Below are 20,367 nucleotides of genomic sequence, written 5' to 3' on the forward strand. Positions count from 1 at the left end.
GATAAATAAAGCAGCAATGTTGTTACCCGAAAACGAAAATAAAAGATTAGAATTACTCCACCAGTATCAGATTTTAGATACACAACCAGAAGAAGTTTTTGATGATCTGGCACAACTTGCTGCTAACATTTGTGAAACACCGATTGCTGTAATTAGCCTTGTAGATACTCAACGGGAATGGTTCAAATCAAAGGTAGGTGTAACTGAATCAGAAATACCTCGCAGTATTGGCTTAGGTACTCATACTATTTTGCAAAGTGAAATATTGATTATTCCAGATATTTTACAAGATGAAAAATTCGCAAAAAATTCTTTGGTACTGTCAAAATCTCATGTGCGCTTCTATGCAGGAATTCCACTAATTACCTCAGATGGTTGGGCATTAGGTAGTCTAGCTGTAATGGATTTTGTCCCACGTCATTTGAGTTTAAAAGTACAAACTTCATTACAAAGAGTGGCACGTCAGGTAATGAGGCAGTTGGACTTACACCAAGATACAATAATTCATATCCAAGAACGTGAAACAATTGCCCACGCACTACAAACAAGTGAAGCTAAACTTAAAGGGATTATTGAATCTATTCCTATTCCACTAATTATTTCACGGTTAACAGATGGCTTAATTTTATATATTAATTCCGAATTTATGCGGAAATTTCGGTTTACTACAGATGATTTAGGAAATCGTTATATTTATGATTTATATCAAAATCCAGATGTTCAACAAACTATTTTGGCAGCTCTTGCTCAAAATGGTTCCCTAGAGAATTACGATATCCAATTTAAGAGAGCCGATGGTACTTTTTTTTGGGCGATCGCTTCACTACAGTATTTGAATTTTAATAATGAATATGCAATCTTAACTGCCCTACATGACATCACTGAGCGTAAAAATGCTGAAGCCAAACTGCAAGAAGAAAATTCATTCTTGCAAGGTATTTTCGCTCATATTCCTTTAATGATTGCACTGTTAAATTCTGACGGTAAAGTTCATTGGGTTAACCAAGAAATAGAACGTGTTCTGGGTTTCAGCTTACAAGAATATCAAACTCGTAATGTGCTAGCAGAATTATATCCAAATCCTGAATATTATCAGTCTGTTATCAACTTTATGCAGTCCGCGGACCGCTCTTGGCGTGATCTCAGAACTCAATTACAGGACGGTCGGATACTGGATACAGCTTGGACAAATATTAGATTGCCAAATGGTCAAGTTATCGGTATTGGTCAGGATATCACAGAACGCAAGCAAACTGAGCGGGCGCTGCAAGCTCAAGCTGAGAGGGAGCAACTCATGCGAACTGTTGCTCAAAGAATTCACCAATCTCTGAATCTCCAACATATTCTCAACGCTACAGTTCAAGAAGTGAAAGATTTACTTCAGGTTGATCGAGTGATAGTGTATCAGTTTGCCGCAGATATGAGCGGTAAAATAGTAGCAGAATCAGTCCAACCTGGATGGCAAGTTACTTTGGGTGTAGATATTGAGGATACTTGTTTTCAAACAGGAGCAGGAACTGAGTATTATCAGGGACAGAAAAGAGCGATCGCTAATATCTATGAAGCTGGACTCACGGATTGTCATATTAAGTTATTAGAACGGTTTCAAGTCAAAGCTAACTTAGTTGTACCAATTCGATTAGAAGTAGGTGAGGAACTAACTAGACCTCGCCTTTGGGGTTTGTTAATAGCGCACCAGTGTTCTGCTCCTAGACAATGGGAAGGACATCAACTAGATTTGCTTGACCAACTTTCCATACCGATTGCGATCGCCATTCAACAATCGAGCATATTTCAGCAAGCACAAAATGAATTGGCTGAACGACAAAAAGCTGAAATTAAATTAAGAAGCGCCTTGGCTGAAAAAGAAGTTTTATTAAAAGAGGTTCATCACCGGGTAAAAAATAATTTACAAATCGTCTCAGGACTTTTACAACTCCAATCTCAAACCCTCAAAGACCCGGAATTAATTAAAACCCTCAGAGAAAGCCAAAACCGTGTTGAGTCAATCTCTCTGATTCATAAAAACTTATACACTTCGCCAAATATTGGGCAAATTAATATTGCGGAATATATCGATAACCTAGCAACTAGCATCCTGATTTCCTATCAAATAGAATCTGGAAGAATTAGCTTAGAAACTCATATTCAAGCCATTAATTTGAATGTTGACCAAGCTATAGCCTGTGGCTTAATCATTAACGAATTAATCTCTAATTCTCTTAAACACGCTTTTACACGGGAACAGGGCGGCAAAATTATGATTGGTTTGCATAGAGTTGGTAACAATATTGAAATGATTATTCAAGACAATGGTATTGGTTTACCAGATGACATAAATTGGAATAATACAAACTCTTTAGGTCTTTCTTTAGTTTATGACCTGGTGACAGAACAACTAGAAGGAACTGTTACCATAGAACGTCTACAGGGAACATTATTTAAAATTCAATTTCCCCAGTAAATTTTTGTTAAAAAATTAGCAATGGAAACAGTGAAAATTTTAGTTGTTGAAGATGAGGTCATTGTGGCTAGAACGATTGCTAGCCAATTGATTCAACTAGGTTACACCGTTGTAGGTACGGCTTCTTCTGGAAAAGCAGCGATCGCTAAAGCATTAGAGACTCAGCCAGAACTCATTTTAATGGATATTATCATCAAAGGTGAGATCGATGGTATCGACACCGCTAGTTACATTCGGGAACATTTAGATATTCCGATCATCTTCTTAACTGCCTATGGTGACGACGATACCGTGCAACGGGCAAAAATCACGCAACCCTTTGGATATATTGTTAAACCCTTCACTTCAAAAGATTTACGCATAGCGATTGAAATTGGTCTTTTAAAACATCGCCTAGAACGTGATCTGCGGGAAAATCGCGATCAGTTAGCAACTCTCTTAAACTCAATTAGTGATGCTGTTATTGCCACTAATGAACATGGCATGATCACATTTATCAATCCAGCCGCCGAAAAATTGACTGGATGGCATCAAGCAGATGCTTTGGGGAAAGATATTTCCACAGTTTTTCATATAGTTGATGAAGTGACAGAAACTACTCTAGAAAATCCAGTCACAAAAGTTTTAAGAGAACAAAAGGTGGTTTATTTAGAAGAATTTACATCTTTGATTGCTAAAAATGGTCAAAGAGTACCGATTGGTGATAGTGCTTCACCAATCAGAATCAGACCTAATCAAGTTGATGGTGTAGTTATTGTTTTTTGGGATCTCAGCGAACGGCGCAAAACGGAATTATTAGAACAAGCTTTAAATAAAGAGAAAGAACTTAATAATCTCAAGTCATTATTTATTTCTACAGTTTCTCATGAATTCCGTAACCCTTTGAGCGTCATTCAAACCGCAGTAGAACTGATAGAGCTACAAGGAGCAAATTTAACAGAAACAAAAAAAAATACCTATCTCAGAAGAATTAAAGGTGCTGTGCAATCCATGAAACAACTAATGGAAGATGTGTTGTTTATGGGTAGAACTGAAGCCGGAAAACTCGAATGTAATCCCATCCCCTTGACATTGAAAGAATTTTGCCAAGAGCTAATTGCCGAATTTACATCTGTGACAACTAGCGGGCATGAAATTATTTTTACTTGTAATAATGAAAATACAGAAGCTTGTATAGATGAACGGCTGTTAAATTGTATCTTGGTCAATTTACTTTCTAACGCAGTTAAGTATTCACCCCAAGGCAAAGCTATTAGGTTTGATTTAATTTGTGACCAAACTGAAGGCATAGCAACTTTTTGTATTCAAGATTTAGGTATTGGTATTCCTCAGTCAGAGCAAGCCCACTTGTTTGAATCATTTTATCGAGCTTCAAATGCCAAAACAATCCAGGGAACTGGACTAGGTTTAGTCATAGTTAAAAATTGTGTTGATGCTCACCAAGGTACAATTAGTGTCAGTAGCCAAGAAGGTAAAGGTACTACATTTACAATCGTATTACCATTAAATTCCGAATCCCAATCGTTATAGCTGTAGCTAATGAGATTAGGACATCAGGGAATCATAAAACCATTACCATCAGAGGCTTTTAAACTTGTTACCCTTATCTACGAAACTCTTTCAGCGAACGGGTTAGCCACTTGCTATATGCCACGGAATCCGTCCAACGCAGTACCTCACCTGTAACCTGTCACCATATTTTAGGGGAAACAGTGCAGTGATTCCAGTCCTGTAGGTAGGTTTCCCAACCTAGGTGACTGGTGTTCACTGTACCCTTGAACAGAGTATTCGGAGGGTATACACAGTTGATCAGGACTGCCTCCTAGCTCAAAATTTACTCAACCTGAGTGTATTCGGAAGCAACAGTTTGCTGAGTTTGCTCTATGAACTTCTTGGCCGCATCTAGCAGATACTCATAGTAAGTACGAGCCACGATAGATAACTGTTTACCAGCCGGATAAACTATGTACCAAGTCCGTTTAATCGGAAAATTCTGCACATCTAAAATGCTGAACTCTGAAGCGTCAGACAATAGAGTATGTTGAGATAATACCGAAATTCCCAAACCTCCTGCGATCGCTTGTTTAATGGCCTCATTACTACCTAATTCCAGCTTCACTTTGACTGTCACCCCATGTTCATCAAAGAGATTCTGCACAGCGCGACGTGTTCCTGAACCAGGCTCCCGCATAATAAAAGGCTCATTACATAAACTCTGAATGGGAATATTTTTTTCTTTTGCCAAGGGATGATTTACAGGTGCAAATACCACCAAAGGATTATCTAAAAATCGTTGGCAATTGGCATCTAAGTGTTCTGGAACTTGACTCATAATATACAAGTCATCCATATTATTCATCATCCGTTCTAGGATGCGTTCATGATTTGTCACTTGTAGCGAAATGTCAATTCCTGGATAAAGTTGACAAAAAGGCCCTAGTAACCGTGGTATTAAGTATTTTGCAGTGGTAATTACTGCCAACCGTAATTGTCCTTGTTTCAAACCTTTGAGGTCTGCCACCTTCATTTCAAACTGGGCGATATTATCAAAAATTTGTCTACACGTTGCAAACAATTCCCGCCCTGCTTCTGTTAAATAGAGGCGCTTTCCTACCTGCTCAAATAATGGTAAACCTACCGATTTTGTGAGCTGCTTGATTTGCATGGAAACAGTTGGCTGGGTGAGAAATAATTCCTCAGCAGCACGAGTAAAACTGCCATGCCGTGCTGCCGCCTCGAACACCTTCAACTGGTGTAGGGTCGCCTGATTCAAGGGTGATTCTCCTCTAATAGCGATTTATCAATATAAAACTTGTATCACTGAACACTCATACATGACACAGCTTCACTCATACGAAAATTATGAGTTTATTATAGATAAAAATCTATCCTCGCTATTAGAAGAAAATTATTTTATTTATGGTCTGAAGAAGTTATCATCAAAAAAACAAGCAAAGCGTAAGATGCCTTCCAGCTGCAAGATGAATGCTGAATCCTGAATGTTGAGTTGAGGATGAAAATTTCTTGGAATTTATCTTTCTTCAATTAGCAATTCATAATTCATCATTCATCATTCCATACTTCTTCTGTAATTTTTACAGGCAGGGTAGCTAAATCTGGCAACTGTAACACTTCCACTTCGGCAACTTGTTCTTTGATGTTCACTGGTAGTCTTAATGGCTGGCGTTCTTCGATCCAGCAACTGGCTATGGGCAGGGTTTGCTCTAATTCATCTAGGGGTCGAGGAATTACCATGACTGCATTTAACTCCCCAATCCGTTCTGCTTCGTACATTCCAGCTTCTACTGCTACTGCCACGTTAGCTACAGAGCCACGAATAATGGCTGTGCATAAACCCGCACCGATTTTTTCATAGGATGCTAGTTGGACATCAGCAGCTTTGAGCATAGCATCACAGGCACCTACCATAGCTGGGAAGCCCCGCGTTTCTACTAAACCAATGGCTTGGTTACTCAAACGGCTGTATCTTCCCTCCTCCATGAACTGACTCAGACGGTTCGTAATGGGTAGCACTACATCTAGGTTAGGAAAAGGTCGGGGAATCACTAAGCTAGAAACTAACTGACCAAACTGTTCGGCAGTTTGCACACCAGACTCTACCGCCAGCCTAACATCAGCAATGCCACCCCGGACGATCGCCGTACAGTGACCACTGCCAATCTTTTCATAACCAACTAGGTGAACCCCAGCCGATTTTAACATCATGTCAGCTGTTCCCACGATCGCCGGAAAACTAAGAGTGGATACTAACCCTAGGGCAGTATCCTTGAGGTTATCTCGACGACGCGATGTCTGATTGGTGCTAATAGAACGTTGATTATATGTCTCCATGTGAATTCTCCAGGATATTCACAACTTAACACTTACTCAGACTGATCGTCAGAGACTGGGGTGTTTAGGGCTTGTCTATGGGGAAACAATGTCACCAAAAGTCTTTGGATGCTTCCCTGCCCATAAATTTGAGTCCTGAAGCCATTAGGGGATTCAGTGACAGGTTGATCAGATGTTGAATCTTCAGGGCTGAGTTCTGTCAGGTTAGTGTCAGTCTCAGGCGTATTTTCTTCTCCAGCAACAAACTGATTTTCTGGTGTTGTTGCAGGTTCTGATCCAGAAATGGACTGGTGTTTAAATTCCACAGAGGCTGACGCTGAGAGGCTAGTTGAGGTGATTAATTGGCTCTCGTTTGTTTGAGGTTGTTGGGTATCTGTAGAAGCAGTGGTATTTGTCGATGATATCGTTGGTTCAGCTAAACTAATCTGCTGAGTGTTATCTCCCAAAATCGAACCGGGTGGTACTACTAATCCTGGAGAAACAGAACATTTAAACACTGTTGTTGCTGCACCAATACAAGCATTTAAGCCAATTGTGCCTTGACCAACCATCAAAAAACCAGCCCCCAAGTTTACACCTGCTTCTACCTCTATAGTTCCCTCATCAACTTGGAGAATTGACCCCATACCAATACAGACCCCTGCCCCAATGATGATCTTACTGTTTGTAGCCGCTTGGAGTATCACCCCTGGTGCAATGACTGCACTAGGATGAATTGTCACCTCGCCACTAATGTAGGAATCAAAGTTATTGTGGAGGCGTAGTGGCGGCACAGACATGGAAATTTTAACCTCGGAAGCCGATATCAAGTGGGGAGAAGGGAATGGGGAATGGGGAATGGGAAATGGTGATTGGGTATTGGGTACTGGGTACTGGGTTAAAAATTTCCCCCTACTTCCCTTACTTACCACTCCTCTTACTTCCCCTACTCCCTACTCCCTACTCCCTACTCCCTTCTACTATGGACGCTGAATAATGGTTTCCAATACCCGACGCTTGCCTTTGGGGTCAATACCAATTAACCGCACGTATTCTCCAGCATATTCAGCTAAGGCAGATTCTACTGCGGCGATCGCTTCTCTTTCAGAGTTAGCTGCAATTGTCCCGCTACTATTCCACGAACCTGTGCGGAAACGTCGCTGGTCTACGTGTTCTAAGCTCAGTTTATACCCACCAGCCAAAATTTGCCGAATCTGATCTACTACTTCCGCATTTAAGCGGGTAGCGGTAGCTGTGGCAGTTGCTGTGGCAGATGGCGCACTGGCAAAGCTTCTTTGGCTACTACCAGAGGTGACTACTTGGCCGTTAGGTCTTTGGATAATTGATTCTAGGACACGCCGTTTAGCTTTGGGGTCAATACCGATTAACCGCACGTATTCGCCTTGGTGGCTGTCCATACATTCTTCTAAAGCCGAGACAATTTCACTGGTGGAAGTGGCTTCGATGGGCTTGCAGCTATTCCAGGAACCAGTCCGGAAACGACGCTCATCTACGTGTTCTGTGCCGATTTTGTAACCACCTGCTAGGAGTTGACTGATTTGTTGTACAGTTTCAGCTGCTAGTTTGCCACTGCCAGAGCCGTTGCTATAGCTAGCGCCGTTGCCGTTGCTGTAACTGCCATTGGTACTAGCAGGCGCTTTAAAGCTAGTGGAAGTTGCCACTACACCATCGGGACGTTGAATGATGGTTTCTAATACCCGTCGTTTACCTTTGTCAATACCAAACAGACGCACATACTCGCCACTGTGGTCTGTCAAACAAGATTCCAACGCTGCCACGGCTTCGCCTACGGATCTAGCTTCAATTGGTTGACAGCTAGTCCAAGAACCTGTGCGGAATCTTCTTTGATCTACGTGTTCGGTACCAATTTTATACCCTTGCTCTAATAAATAGCGTACCTGCTCTATGGTTTCTGCACCCAAGCTGCTTGCCACTTCATTACTCCTTTCTAATCCATTAACTTTATTAGTTGTATAAGATTTAACTTGCTCTTTGAGAAGGGGAGAAATACACTTGCTATCCGCAGCACAAAGATATCCAGCCCGCAATGCTTGATTAATGCCTATGACGTGATGAGCAAAATCTTTGTCTTGGGGTTGCACATCTGGCAAGCGATCGGCCTGCTTTTGGGTAGTAATTATCGCTCCTGAAGGAACATACTTACCAGGGGGAACTTCTACATCCTTAATCAAAGCGTGCATCATCACGATGCAACCTGCTCCTACCTTGGCATTAAATACTGTAGAGCGAAAACCAATAAATGAATTATCCCCAACATAAGCAGGGCCATGAATCAGCGCCATGTGGGTCAAGGATGCGTTATTACCTACCCAAACCGAGTATTCTTGCCCATCATCGCCAACTACTCGGCCTTGCTCTAAGCCATGAATGACTACACCATCTTGAATATTGGTATTTTCTCCAATGTAAAAGGGTGTACCTTCATCGGCTCTAATTGAAGTTCCTGGTGCAATGATCACATTTGCACCAATCACAACATCCCCAATAATGTTAGAAAAAGGATGTACAAATGCGGTTGCGTGGATTTTGGCTTCAGCTAAACTCCTCGACCACGGGGTTGGGGGTGCCGCCGTGCTGCGGACTGCCATTGCGAGATTCCTCCTGATTTAAGCTTTTGTCTGGAGTCCATTATCTATAGTCCATAGTCCATAGGCTGTTGACTAATGGCTATTGACTAATGACTACCTATATTGGTCTTTTTTGCTGTAAACGAGACGATCTTCCAGGTGAATAGTATCAATTATCGCCACCACTGCTGCATCTAAAGGGCGCTGTTCATTACCCAGCACTTGACGAGCAGCACTACCACGACTAATCAGTACCCACTCATCGACTCCTGCACCTACGCTATCTGCTGCTACTTCGTATTTTTGCAGGAGGTTTCCTTCTTCATCTACTAATTGCAACAAAAGTAGCTTCACACCTCTAAGACTGGGATCTTTTTGTGTGCTAACTACTGTGCCACGAACTTTGGCAATTTGCATTACTAATTACGGTCTTCTACCGCCAAAGGGACGAATTGCATTCACATTTTCCCGGAATTGCTCTACATCTTCGGTATATCGAATTGGAAGCACATATTCTAAGTTCTCGTGAGGACGAGCGATGATGTGGGTAGACAACACTTGTCCACCGTTAACTCGCTTGACTGATTCAATGCCTGCTGCCACTGAAGCTTGAACTTCAGACACATCTCCTCTCACAATAACTGTCACACGACCGCTACCGATTTTTTCGTAACCAACCAAAGTTACACGCGCAGCTTTTACCATTGCGTCTGCTGCTTCTACTACGGCTGGAAAACCCAGCGTTTCTACCATTCCAACTGCAATTGACATTCCTTTTGTTCCTTGATCAAATTTTTAGCTCTGGACTTAAATGATGCTCAAGAAGGCAACCCCGTTAATTACTTTTTTTATCAGCTTTTAGGTACGGAACTGTTCGACAGCTTCCGTGTACCGAATCGGTAAGACGTACTCTAAGTTTTCGTGGGGACGAGCGATGATGTGAGTCGATACGACTTCACCGCCATTAACTCTTCTGGCTGCTTCAATCCCAGCTGCTACTGAGGCTTGTACCTCAGATACATCTCCCCGCACAATTACTGTGACTCTGGCACTACCAATTTTTTCATATCCTACCAAAGTTACGCGTGCAGCTTTCACCATCGCATCTGCTGCTTCTACTACTGCGGGAAATCCCTTAGTTTCAATCATTCCAACTGCAATTGGCATCCCAGAACTCCTAAAAAATTTAATCCAATTAATACTGTGGTGGGAAATTTTGGACGGGGAAGCTCATCTTGAGCTACAAAAACACTTCCAAACTAAGCATAGGAAAGCTTGGCGTTCCTGGCAATATAAATTAGTATAATAGTTTATAATAAAAAAGTTTTAAAAAACTTAACAAAAATTTGTACCTGTGTTCTATGCAATCAAAGTCCATTGATTTCTGGAGCAACCACTTATGCTTTATAATTTTTTTATGACATTCATTAACAGATATTGATAACTAAGACAAATTGTGTCTAGGGAGGAATGGTCAGAGGCTGTATGTTTTGCTGTCTCTGTCTTTCCTTAATTTTATACTGTAAATCAAAAGTATAGAAAAAACTTATAAGCTTTTCTTATGTTTGCTATAAAGTTCTTTTCTCAAGTTAGCAATAGAAAACTTAGCATACATGAAGACGTAGTAACAACAAATGTTTTTGAGTTAATCAACCTATGTCTAATTAAACATTAATCGGAGGAGCTAAGTAAAAAATAGTTATTTAAGTTTCATCAAAAGAAAATTAAAAAAAGCATAGTTTTTTGGAGAAATGATTTTTTTTAGTAAATGATTGTTTTAAGAGTTTAAAAAAGATTAAGGCTGAGTCGTCAAGGGAAATCTAAATGAATCAATTTCTTTTTGCAACAAGTTGGTGTGTCCCTTTATATAGCTTGATAGGCGCACTTTTAACATTGCCGTGGGGAATAGGAATAATTCGACGCACAGGGCCAAGACCTGCGGCTTACTTGAACTTGTTGACAACCCTTTTGGCTTTTGCCCACAGTCTCTTGGTATTTAAAGATATTTGGAGCCGAGAACAAGAAAATTTAATTGTGACATGGTTTCAAGCTGCGGACTTAAATCTATCCTTCGCTTTGGAACTATCATCAATCAGTATTGGGGCATCAGTATTAATCACAGGGTTGAGTTTGCTAGCGCAAATTTATGCCCTAGGTTATATGGAAAAGGACTGGTCTTTAGCTCGGTTCTTTGCCCTCATCGGATTTTTTGAAGCAGCATTAAGTGGTTTAGCAATCAGCGATTCCTTGTTTCTCAGCTACGCATTGTTGGAAGTTCTGACCCTTTCTACTTATTTGCTAGTGGGATTCTGGTATGCTCAACCTTTGGTAGTCACAGCAGCTAGAGATGCGTTTTTGACAAAGCGAGTCGGAGATTTGATGCTGTTGATGGCTGTGGTGACGCTTTCCACCTTAGCAGGTAGTTTAAACTTTTCTGATTTGTATGAATGGGTGCAAACAGCCCAGTTAGATTCACTGACTGCAACGTTGTTGTGTTTAGCCTTAATTGCTGGCCCTGCTGGTAAATGCGCTCAGTTTCCCCTGCATTTGTGGCTAGATGAAGCAATGGAAGGCCCCAATCCAGCTTCTGTGATGCGGAACTCGTTGGTGGTAGCTGGTGGTGCGTATATGTTATATAAATTGCAGCCAATTTTAGTATTGTCACCAGTAGCCTTGAACGCCTTAATCATCATCGGTGGGGTGACAGCCGTAGGAGCTAGCTTAGTTTGTCTAGCTCAAACAGATATTAAGCGGGCGTTATCCCATTCAACAAGTGCATATATGGGATTAGTGTTTTTAGCTGTGGGGTTAGAACAAGGAGGTGTGGCGTTGATGTTGCTGCTCACCCATGCGATCGCTAAAGCATTATTATTTATGAGTTCTGGCTCGATTATTTTTACCACCCACAGTCAAGACTTGACAGAAATGGGTGGTTTATGGTCTAAAATGCCAGCCACTACCACCGCTTTTATAGTGGGTGCAGCCGGGATGGTGACACTCCTACCACTGGGTAGCTTTTGGGCAATGCTAGCCTGGGCTGATGGTTTAGTTAGAGTTAGCCCTTGGGTGATAGCAGTTTTAATCTTAGTCAATGGCTTAACAGCTTTAAACTTGACCAGGGTATTTAGATTAGTATTTTGGGGGAAACCACAACAAAAAACTCGTCGCGCCCCGGAAGTTGGCTGGCCGATGGCTTTCCCAATGGTGTCACTGACAATTGTGACTTTATTATTACCCTTAATGCTCCAGCAATGGTATTTACTACCAACTTGGGAAAGCATTGATTGGTATGTAGTTTTAGTGTTGGTTTCTTCTACTGTCGCTGGTGTAGTCATTGGCTCCACTATTCATCTCCACAAAGCTTGGTCGAGATCAAGAGTCATGGTGTGGAGATTGTTGCAAGACCTATTAGGCTATGATTTTTACATAGACCGGATTTATCGCCTCACCATAGTTAGTGCCGTAGGCATACTATCAAAAATTTCTGCATGGAGCGATCGCTATTTAGTTGATGGCTTAGTTAACTTAGTGGGATTTGCAGCCATCTTTGGCGGACAAAGTTTGCGCTACAGCGTTTCAGGTCAATCCCAAGGTTATATGTTAACCATCCTAGTAGTTATCAGCGCCCTAGGATTTTTCATCAGCTGGTCATTAGGCTTACTAGATAAACTGCCTTTTTGAGAGTGCCGTTAGCGGTAGCGTGGCGATAAGCCTTCCCAGTCCCCAGTCCCCTTCCTCATGTAGTTCTATGCTAAGTGCCTTAATTTTTGCCCCTTTATTGGGTGCGCTATTAGTTGGTTTATTTCCTGCTGGCGAGAATGGCAAAATTTCCCGTGGTATGGCTTTAGTTGTTGCAAGTTTAACTTGCTTGTGGTCAGTGATCATAGCTAGCCAATTCAATCCAGGGGAAGTTAGTCAGCAGTTTACAGAGTTTCTACCCTGGATAGATGTCTTGGGATTAAACTATAATCTGGGAGTAGATGGCTTATCTCTACCGTTGCTAGTGTTGAATGGATTATTGACTGGCATAGCCATCTACAGCAGTGATGAATCTCTGCAACGTCCTCGGTTTTATTACTCTTTGATACTGCTGTTAAGTGCTGGAGTATCAGGCGCTTTTCTCGCCCAGGATTTACTCCTATTTTTCTTATTTTACGAGTTAGAACTAATTCCCCTGTATTTGCTGATTGCGATTTGGGGTGGTGCTAAACGGGGTTATGCAGCTACAAAATTTCTGATTTACACTGCTGTTTCCGGGATATTAATTCTAGCCAGTTTCCTCGGCTTGGTGTGGTTGAGTGGTGCAGGTAATTTCGCCTTAGCAACTTTAAATGCTAAGTCACTACCCTTAGCCACACAATTGCTACTGTTGGGGGGAATTTTAATCGGTTTTGGCATCAAAATGCCCTTAGTTCCTTTGCACACTTGGCTACCTGATGCCCACGTTGAAGCTTCGACACCGATTTCTGTGTTGTTGGCGGGTGTATTGTTGAAGTTAGGAACCTATGGCTTGTTACGCTTTGGGATGAACTTATTACCAGAAGCATGGGGATATTTAGCCCCTTGGTTAGCAGTTTGGGCAGTGGTGAGCGTGTTGTATGGTTCATCTTGTGCGATCGCGCAAACTGATATGAAGAAAATGGTAGCCTATAGTTCTATTGGACATATGGGTTATGTATTGCTAGCCGCCGCCGCCGCCACACCATTAAGTACCTTGGGCGCTATCATGCAAATGATTAGCCACGGTTTAATTTCGGCTCTCCTGTTTTTATTGGTGGGTGTGGTGTATAAAAAAACTGGTAGCCGTGATTTAAACGTGGTTCGCGGATTGCTAAACCCAGAACGGGGTATGCCGATGATTGGCAGTTTAATGGTGTTAGGAGTGATGGCTAGTGCTGGAACTCCAGGAATGGTAGGGTTTATTTCGGAATTTATTGTATTTCGGGGGAGTTTTCCAGTTTTTCCTGTACAAACGCTGTTATCAATGCTGGGTACGGGTTTAACGGCAGTGTATTTCTTGATTCTGGTTAACCGGGCCTTTTTTGGTCGCTTGTCTGAGCCAGTAATGAACCTACCTAGAGTTTACTGGAGCGATCGCGCCCCGGCAATGATTCTCGCTGCCCTAATTTTAATTTTCGGTATCCAACCCGCTTGGTTAGTACATTGGACTGAACCAACAGTCACAACTATGGTGAGTGTAGAACATCCGGTTGCTACTGTTTCTTTAGACCAAATCAAAAGCAAAAGCTAAGAGGGTGTTTGAAAAGTGTTCGGCTGTGACTTTAAGTACATTCAGATCCCCCCTAACCCTCCTTAAAAAGAGGGGAATAAGAATTAAAGTCCACGGCAGTTGCTTTAAGTCGGCAGAGCCGCCCAACGCACTGCCTCCCCTTTTTAAAGGGGATTTAGGGGGATATAAACTGATTTGATACATCGTTAACGGTAATGAGAATAGCCCAACGATTACCAGTTACCAATTATTAACCAACAATTTAAAAAAATATTTTTATTTTATTTGGAGAAGCAAAAATGGTCACTCTTAAAAACAAGCAGAAAAACCATCCATTATCCGAGTATATTAAACGCCTACAAACTGGAGAAGCTTTACTGGCAGACAGTCCAGAAAATGTCTTAGAAGTTGTCGGTATCCTGAAAAGCTACGGGGTAGTTTTAGATGCTTACTCTAAAAATCTTATTTACATAGCAGAAAATCAATTTCTAGTATTTTTCCCGTTTTTCAAATATTTTAATGGTGAAATCACCTGGCAAAAATTACTGCGTCATTGGTGGCACGACAGAATTAATTTTGAATATGCCGAGTATTGCATGAAAGCCATGATGTGGCATGGTGGCGGTGGTTTAGATGCGTATTTAGATACCAAAGAATTTCAACAAAGAGCGCAAGCAGTAATCAAAGCAAAATTTGCGAACAATCCCTTAGTCATGGGTTTGAATCAACTGTTTCCCGACTTTTTAATTGAACAGTTACGTGTGTCTTCCTACTATAGTGGTTTAGGTCAATTTTGGCGGGTGATGGCTGATATTTTCCTCAACTTATCAGACCGTTATGACCGGGGTGAAATTCAAACCATTCCTCAAGTTGTAGACCATATTAAAGCCGGTTTAGTAGCAGATGCCTTAAGACCAATTACTTACGCTGTAAAAATTAACAAAAAAGTCTATGATATTATTCCTAAAAGTTTAGGGTTGACTTTTTTAGCAGATACTGCTTTACCCTATGTAGAAGCGGTTTTCTTTAGAGGCACTCCATTTTTGGGAACAGTTTCATATAATGCCCAAGCATATCAAATTCCACCGGATCAAGCTCGATTCCAGTACGGGGCATTATATGCTGATCCTTTACCCATTGGTGGTGCGGGTATTCCTCCTACCTTGCTCATGCAAGATATGCGCCATTATTTACCAGAGTATCTGCATGAAATTTATCGCCGCAGTCCCAGAGGTGAAGATGATTTGCGCGTGCAGATTTGTATGACGTTCCAAAAATCAATGTTTTGTGTGACGACAGCCGCGATTTTAGGATTGATGCCTTATCCTGCGGATACACAAGAGCCATCAGAACAGAAAGCCAATCAAATTTATCTAGAAAAATGGATGGATAGATTTACAACATCGCGGTTGGTTGATGTTAACAGTTAAGTGCCAGAAAACAATTATAATTTTGTACTAGCTGTTAACAGAAACATGGCAAATGCAACAAGGTCGCTATAAAAATCTTCATTTGATTCAGCAACTAGACCCAGTAAACGACCATTGCCAGATTTATCATTGGATGGACGGCTATGAGTTTCCTTGGGACATAACGCGTTCCCTGGAAGTTGCACTGATGCGAACTTACTGTATTCCTAGCATTTCTAAATTACTGAATCAAACAGGGGAATTTATTCATCGTCCCCAAAAACGCTATGATGATACAACTATAATTATGGTTGAGATTGTCAAGTGGGGATATGATAGCGATCGCGGTAAGCAAGCCTTAGAACGGATGAATGCCATCCACCGCCGCTTCAAGATTGATAACGCTGATTTTCTGTATGTGCTTTCGACTTTTATTTACGAGCCTATCCGGTGGAATGAGCGTTTTGGTTGGCGGTTAATGTGTGAACAAGAAAAATTAGCCGCTTTTTACTTCTGGTGCGAAGTAGGTAAGCGCATGGATATTCAAAATATCCCCGAAAGCTATGCAGAATTTGAACGCTATAACTTAGACTACGAACGCCAAAACTTTCACTATTCAGAGACTAATCGACGTGTGGGGGAAGCAACCCGTGATTTGTTTTTGAGTTGGTTTCCTGGGTGGATGCGATCGCTCTTAGCGCCCATGATTTATGCTTTACTAGATGATACAATGCTCGATGCTTTTGGCTTTCCCCATCCCTCGCCGTTTCTGCGTTCTACTGTAGCTAATATTTTGAAATTACGCGCTAGATTACTGCGGTTATTACCACCACGCACTCAGCCAAACTTTTATATTGATTCTCCCATCCGCACCTATCCCAATGGCTATGAGATAGGGAAGTTAGGGCCAGCAGAAAATATCAGCAGATAATAATTATACATCTGGTTCAACGCCAAGAGCGCGCAATTGAGCAATCAGGCGATCGCTTCTTTGACGTTCCTGTTCTGCTCGTTGACGTTCCTGTTCTGCTCGTTGACGTTCCTGTTCGGCTCTCTCTTCACCAGTCAGCAACAAATTACCTTGCAAATCCCACCAACGTAGCCAGGGTAATTCAGCATTTTGATATTCACCCTCCCATATACCTAACTCAACTCCCAAGGGTGTGATAGGATAACGTCCGCGTTCATTGGCTGATAATAGCTGATATCTACCACCAATTAATTCATAAACTTCTACACTGGCCTTTTTCACTTCATAGATACCGTAAAAAGCCGGATGAATCACCTGCTCATAAATCCAAAATTTACCCTTCCAGGGAGTTTTGTCTCGTTCTTCTGTACCATCGCCAGAGACAAATTCCAAAGCAATTGATGGAGCAATAAACTCACGCCATAATACATAAGACCTGCGTGTTTGTCCATCAAGTAAAGGCGGGACATTTCCTACGTAAAACCAATCCGGTGCTTCTGCGCCTTTCTCTGGGGGGTCAGTTAAACGCCAATAAATGCCTAAGTCCTGACCAATACAATATTGACCATCAGGATGTAATTGTTTGAGGACGGGTTGAATTGAGTCCGTCAATAAAATACTTTGAGGATGTTCTTGCCAATTTTTCACAAAAGTGCCGTCGGACTCTGGTAGCTGCGTATGGTCGGGAAATGGGGTGAGGTCAGTGTCTAGATTAGTTGCAGAGGTCATAAGATCACCTTTGCACAGGGTAAGGGTTGTTGTTTAGTTTAACAGTCGGGGACTATTAAGCGCAGCGCAACCCAACATTAATCTCGGAAACTTAACTATAGATATTGGTGTTGGGTTGACGTAAGGAAAACCAACCTACAATTTTTTGCTTTTGACTTCCCCAACGGGGTTGCTAGGTATCAGATTTATGAAATGTTAATTCTTGCGTGGGGAAGGAGGCTATGATAAACGTTTACAAAATTTCTGGAAGTTTTATATGTTAACTTTGACAGGCTTCAACACGAGATAAAAAACTCATTACTGTAGTCCACTCCGTCGCAAAATCGATACTATCTCTAATTGTAGGCAAGTGTCCCTTTGGAGCAATTGTACTATAATTTACTTTTGAACTGTCTATAAACCTGATATTTGTTGGGTCTATCGACCAAATTGCAGACATATTCCAACCCACAATATTACTGAAGCGTTGATAAGCTTTGTAAGCTTTGTTTATTTCATCTTCCTTATCCCTTACTCTACCACCAAAACGGGTATATATCCATTGGAAGGGAACAAGAACCTTTTTGAAAGGTGAACTTGTTCGACTTCCTTCTAAAATTCCGCCTACACTGAGATAAATGTCTTTCTGAACACTAAACCCAAAGTGTCCATTGCTGTAATTGACCCATAATTGATCAATAATTCTCAAATCTTCGCAGGGGAATTCCCGAATGTCTTCTAGTTCCAGAAAGCCATGTTTTTCACTTCCCGCAGCTTCCAACATCACCTGAAATGTTTCCTCGTCCGCTTCTTTCCATTTACCTGCTGCTAGGTAGTAAGCAAGTTGTGCATAGCGAGTAGGTATTTGAAACCGCAGCAGTTGAATTTTACCATCAGCATTTTGTTCTGGTTTTAATGCTTGTCTATAACAAATTCCTGGTTCAGCTAATTCTTGGCGACTTCTTAAACTCAACCAAGCACAAAACCGATTAGCATCCCAAAAGCTAATATTAGTAACAGGCTGTTGAGCTTGTCTTTTATTGGCTAAGGTACTTGGTGTACTTGTTTCATTGAAAAATAGTTGATATTCTGCCCAAGTTATATAACTACTATCAACTGTAATGCTGTCTTGTTCAACATTAATTTCATCCAAGAAATCATGATTTAGCTGACTCATCCTATCAGCAAGTTTAACTTCAGCCGCCAAAGTAAATTCAGCTAAATTATTAGATGCTAAACCTTGTTCTAATTTAGCTGTTAACTGCTGTTTTACAGAAGGTTCTAGTTCTTGAGCTTCTTTGCTGCACTGATAAGCCAGAGCTAATACAGATATATTGGCATGATTAAGAGCATTGGCAATTAATTGGCTAGCATCTGTTTGGGCGGCATAAAATCGAATTGTTTCTCGCCACCAAGCCAGCTTAGTCTCATCATTAAATGCCTCCAGTAATAAATTCTCTTGTCGAGAGTCTTTGATTTCAACGGCTGCGAAATATTCTTGAAAGGTTTTATGAGCAAATTCATAAATACCCTCTTGTTGTTTATCACTCAGTAACTCGCGCACGCCTATATCATCTTTTTTAATAAAGTCTTCTGGCGTAATTGTGACTTGAGGAAATCTATCTAATTTGTCTTTGATAAGAGACTTCGCCTGTTTGTATGTCTTTTCACGACGGGAAAATTCATCTAAAGTAAATGCTTGGGTATTTTGTTGCATTAACTCTAGAGCCAGAGACTTTAAAACAGATTGCTTTTGTTCGGCAGAAAGTAGCGTAGTTTGTCCTTTAACTCGTTGTCTACCTTCTAACAATACTCGACAAATTTCTTTATATAAATCTACACGTTTATTAGATAAAGTCTGATGTGGTTCATGGGTGATGGCAATCATATTTAACAATAAAGGATTTCTTGCCATCAGTTTTAAAGATGAGGATACTTCGATTTGTTCAATGAGATTATTAGCCTGTTTTTTGGCGCGATCTCTGACACCCAAATCTACCTTATTGTTATATTCTCGTTTAACACGATGAAAATACCAATCTTGAATAAATTTATCTCGTTGTTCACGGATAAATGGCTGTACTTCCAACTGACAGACATTTTGTGTTAGTGGTGCTTGGCGATAACCTTCTGGGCGAGAAGTGAGAATAAAACAACTATCAGGATATATCCCAATTTGTTTATCAACCCATGCACTCACATTTTGCCTTTGCTCATCATCTGGAATTTCATCTAGTCCATCCAGCATGACTAAACATTTACTTTCACGCAGGCGTTTAGCAAACCAATTTTTACGCGGTTGCAGAGGTTCACTAGCTTGGAGTTTTTTAACTGTGTTCTCAATAATTTCTGCTAAAGGTATCTCAGGATTTTGAATTATTTCTTGGTAAATGTCTCGCAATTGCAGCAAAACCGGAATTAATTTCGGTGCTTTGGGATGTAAACGCCGTTGTTTGCGCGTCGCATACATTAAAATAATGTGTCTAAGGAGAGTAGATTTACCACAACCAGGCGCACCTAAAATAGCTAATCTTTTAAAGTAAACATCCCTTTTCATTTGTACTAGCAAGTTACCAATTTCTTGCTGTTCCAGTGGATTAATTAATTCTCGCGGATAATTAATATCTTGTGGTATTTGTTCCGCTACTTTCTGCGCCATTTTGAGGGGAACAAACACATTTTCTAATTGTAAAGCACCGCGATTAATTCCCCGGATTTCATATTCTCGACAGTCAAATTTTAATCTTTGATAATATTTACCTTCAAAATCTGAGGTGAGCTTTGCCCACAAATCCAAAGCTAATCTTTCAGCATTACTGAATATCCAGTCTAGTAGTTTATCTATGCGTTGATCGATGCGTGGAATGAGTTTTTTAACAAACCAGACAGCAACAGCCGCTACTGCACACAACCCCGCTTTTTTCCATTCCGAGTTGCGGGCGAAATGAACTGCAAGCAAGAGCAAAGCCCCAGAAATACCGAAATTAATCAGTTTGGACTTAACGAGTTGCTTAACACTTTCCGGCGTTATGGATATGTTTTGGTCTTGTGGGTTTTGTGTCATCGATCGCTTGTGAACTAAAACCTGCTGCTAGGAGTATAAGCGATCGCAGCTTACGAAAAAATACTGAGTGAGATTTTATTCT

General features: G+C 41.1%; 15 protein-coding genes. 6 read left to right on the top strand and 9 right to left on the bottom strand.

What is annotated here, in order from left to right; genetic code table 11:
- Positions 1 to 16 precede the first annotated feature (16 nt).
- Together NOS7524_RS24475 and NOS7524_RS24480 are read left to right on the top strand one after the other, a co-directional pair.
- Positions 17 to 2,464: a GAF domain-containing protein gene (locus NOS7524_RS24475; protein ID WP_015141163.1), complete on the top strand. Its 2,448-nt coding sequence runs from the start codon at positions 17 to 19 to the stop codon at positions 2,462 to 2,464.
- Between the two features lie 21 nt (positions 2,465 to 2,485).
- Positions 2,486 to 3,994, top strand: coding sequence for a hybrid sensor histidine kinase/response regulator (locus tag NOS7524_RS24480; RefSeq protein WP_015141164.1), 1,509 nt, complete (start codon positions 2,486 to 2,488; stop codon positions 3,992 to 3,994).
- Positions 3,995 to 4,298: 304 nt separating this feature from the next.
- Here the strand turns inward: NOS7524_RS24480 and NOS7524_RS24485 are convergent, their stop codons facing one another.
- From NOS7524_RS24485 to NOS7524_RS24520, 7 genes are all read right to left on the bottom strand, one after another.
- On the bottom strand, positions 4,299 to 5,237 hold the full coding sequence (locus NOS7524_RS24485) for a LysR family transcriptional regulator (RefSeq protein ID WP_015141165.1): 939 nt from the start codon (positions 5,235 to 5,237) through the stop codon (positions 4,299 to 4,301).
- A gap of 290 nt (positions 5,238 to 5,527) precedes the next feature.
- Positions 5,528 to 6,316 (bottom strand): carbon dioxide-concentrating mechanism protein CcmK, encoded by a 789-nt coding sequence (locus tag NOS7524_RS24490; protein ID WP_015141166.1) that lies wholly within the window; start codon positions 6,314 to 6,316, stop codon positions 5,528 to 5,530.
- A gap of 32 nt (positions 6,317 to 6,348) precedes the next feature.
- A complete protein-coding gene (locus tag NOS7524_RS24495; protein WP_015141167.1) occupies positions 6,349 to 7,095 on the bottom strand; it encodes a hypothetical protein in 747 nt (248 codons plus the stop codon).
- Positions 7,096 to 7,275: 180 nt separating this feature from the next.
- Positions 7,276 to 8,925, bottom strand: coding sequence for a ribulose bisphosphate carboxylase small subunit (locus tag NOS7524_RS24505; protein WP_015141168.1), 1,650 nt, complete (start codon positions 8,923 to 8,925; stop codon positions 7,276 to 7,278).
- Between the two features lie 93 nt (positions 8,926 to 9,018).
- Entirely contained in the window at positions 9,019 to 9,321 is a 303-nt protein-coding gene (locus NOS7524_RS24510; protein WP_015141169.1) for a EutN/CcmL family microcompartment protein, read from the bottom strand.
- Positions 9,322 to 9,327: 6 nt separating this feature from the next.
- Positions 9,328 to 9,675, bottom strand: a complete 348-nt coding sequence (locus NOS7524_RS24515) for a carbon dioxide-concentrating mechanism protein CcmK (RefSeq protein WP_015141170.1) — start codon at positions 9,673 to 9,675, stop codon at positions 9,328 to 9,330.
- 87 nt (positions 9,676 to 9,762) lie between these two features.
- On the bottom strand, positions 9,763 to 10,071 hold the full coding sequence (locus NOS7524_RS24520) for a carbon dioxide-concentrating mechanism protein CcmK (protein ID WP_010995042.1): 309 nt from the start codon (positions 10,069 to 10,071) through the stop codon (positions 9,763 to 9,765).
- Positions 10,072 to 10,728: 657 nt separating this feature from the next.
- Here NOS7524_RS24520 and NOS7524_RS24525 point away from each other — a divergent pair.
- The 4 genes from NOS7524_RS24525 to NOS7524_RS24540 all read left to right on the top strand — a co-directional run bounded on the left by NOS7524_RS24525 (position 10,729) and on the right by NOS7524_RS24540 (position 16,474).
- Positions 10,729 to 12,585 (top strand): NAD(P)H-quinone oxidoreductase subunit F, encoded by a 1,857-nt coding sequence (locus tag NOS7524_RS24525; RefSeq protein ID WP_015141171.1) that lies wholly within the window; start codon positions 10,729 to 10,731, stop codon positions 12,583 to 12,585.
- 67 nt (positions 12,586 to 12,652) lie between these two features.
- The gene (locus tag NOS7524_RS24530) at positions 12,653 to 14,155 is read left to right on the top strand and encodes an NADH-quinone oxidoreductase subunit M (RefSeq protein WP_015141172.1); all 1,503 of its coding nucleotides are present in this window, start codon (positions 12,653 to 12,655) and stop codon (positions 14,153 to 14,155) included.
- Positions 14,156 to 14,433: 278 nt separating this feature from the next.
- Entirely contained in the window at positions 14,434 to 15,564 is a 1,131-nt protein-coding gene (locus NOS7524_RS24535; RefSeq protein ID WP_015141174.1) for a CO2 hydration protein, read from the top strand.
- A 52-nt stretch (positions 15,565 to 15,616) separates the two neighbouring features.
- A complete protein-coding gene (locus NOS7524_RS24540) occupies positions 15,617 to 16,474 on the top strand; it encodes an oxygenase MpaB family protein (protein ID WP_015141175.1) in 858 nt (285 codons plus the stop codon).
- A gap of 3 nt (positions 16,475 to 16,477) precedes the next feature.
- Here NOS7524_RS24540 and NOS7524_RS24545 read toward each other — a convergent pair whose 3' ends face one another.
- Positions 16,478 to 17,242 carry a Uma2 family endonuclease gene (locus NOS7524_RS24545; protein WP_015141176.1) on the bottom strand — a complete coding sequence of 255 codons (765 nt, stop codon included), beginning with the start codon at positions 17,240 to 17,242 and terminating at the stop codon, positions 16,478 to 16,480.
- A gap of 259 nt (positions 17,243 to 17,501) precedes the next feature.
- Entirely contained in the window at positions 17,502 to 20,285 is a 2,784-nt protein-coding gene (locus NOS7524_RS27940; RefSeq protein WP_015141177.1) for a GUN4 domain-containing protein, read from the bottom strand.
- Positions 20,286 to 20,367 lie beyond the last annotated feature (82 nt).

This window comes from Nostoc sp. PCC 7524, assembly GCF_000316645.1.
Classification (GTDB): domain Bacteria; phylum Cyanobacteriota; class Cyanobacteriia; order Cyanobacteriales; family Nostocaceae; genus Trichormus.

Excerpts from the sequence above, each read along its gene's own strand:
- NOS7524_RS24475 (WP_015141163.1), top strand. The coding sequence starts at position 17 with ATGTTGTTACCCGAAAACGAAAATAAAAGATTAGAATTACTCCACCAG.
- NOS7524_RS24480 (WP_015141164.1), top strand. The coding sequence starts at position 2,486 with ATGGAAACAGTGAAAATTTTAGTTGTTGAAGATGAGGTCATTGTGGCT.
- NOS7524_RS24490 (WP_015141166.1), bottom strand. The coding sequence starts at position 6,316 with ATGGAGACATATAATCAACGTTCTATTAGCACCAATCAGACATCGCGT.
- NOS7524_RS24495 (WP_015141167.1), bottom strand. The coding sequence starts at position 7,095 with ATGTCTGTGCCGCCACTACGCCTCCACAATAACTTTGATTCCTACATT.
- NOS7524_RS24505 (WP_015141168.1), bottom strand. The coding sequence starts at position 8,925 with ATGGCAGTCCGCAGCACGGCGGCACCCCCAACCCCGTGGTCGAGGAGT.
- NOS7524_RS24510 (WP_015141169.1), bottom strand. The coding sequence starts at position 9,321 with ATGCAAATTGCCAAAGTTCGTGGCACAGTAGTTAGCACACAAAAAGAT.
- NOS7524_RS24515 (WP_015141170.1), bottom strand. The coding sequence starts at position 9,675 with ATGTCAATTGCAGTTGGAATGGTAGAAACGCTGGGTTTTCCAGCCGTA.
- NOS7524_RS24520 (WP_010995042.1), bottom strand. The coding sequence starts at position 10,071 with ATGCCAATTGCAGTTGGAATGATTGAAACTAAGGGATTTCCCGCAGTA.
- NOS7524_RS24525 (WP_015141171.1), top strand. The coding sequence starts at position 10,729 with ATGAATCAATTTCTTTTTGCAACAAGTTGGTGTGTCCCTTTATATAGC.
- NOS7524_RS24530 (WP_015141172.1), top strand. The coding sequence starts at position 12,653 with ATGCTAAGTGCCTTAATTTTTGCCCCTTTATTGGGTGCGCTATTAGTT.
- NOS7524_RS24535 (WP_015141174.1), top strand. The coding sequence starts at position 14,434 with ATGGTCACTCTTAAAAACAAGCAGAAAAACCATCCATTATCCGAGTAT.
- NOS7524_RS24540 (WP_015141175.1), top strand. The coding sequence starts at position 15,617 with ATGCAACAAGGTCGCTATAAAAATCTTCATTTGATTCAGCAACTAGAC.
- NOS7524_RS24545 (WP_015141176.1), bottom strand. The coding sequence starts at position 17,242 with ATGACCTCTGCAACTAATCTAGACACTGACCTCACCCCATTTCCCGAC.
- NOS7524_RS27940 (WP_015141177.1), bottom strand. The coding sequence starts at position 20,285 with ATGACACAAAACCCACAAGACCAAAACATATCCATAACGCCGGAAAGT.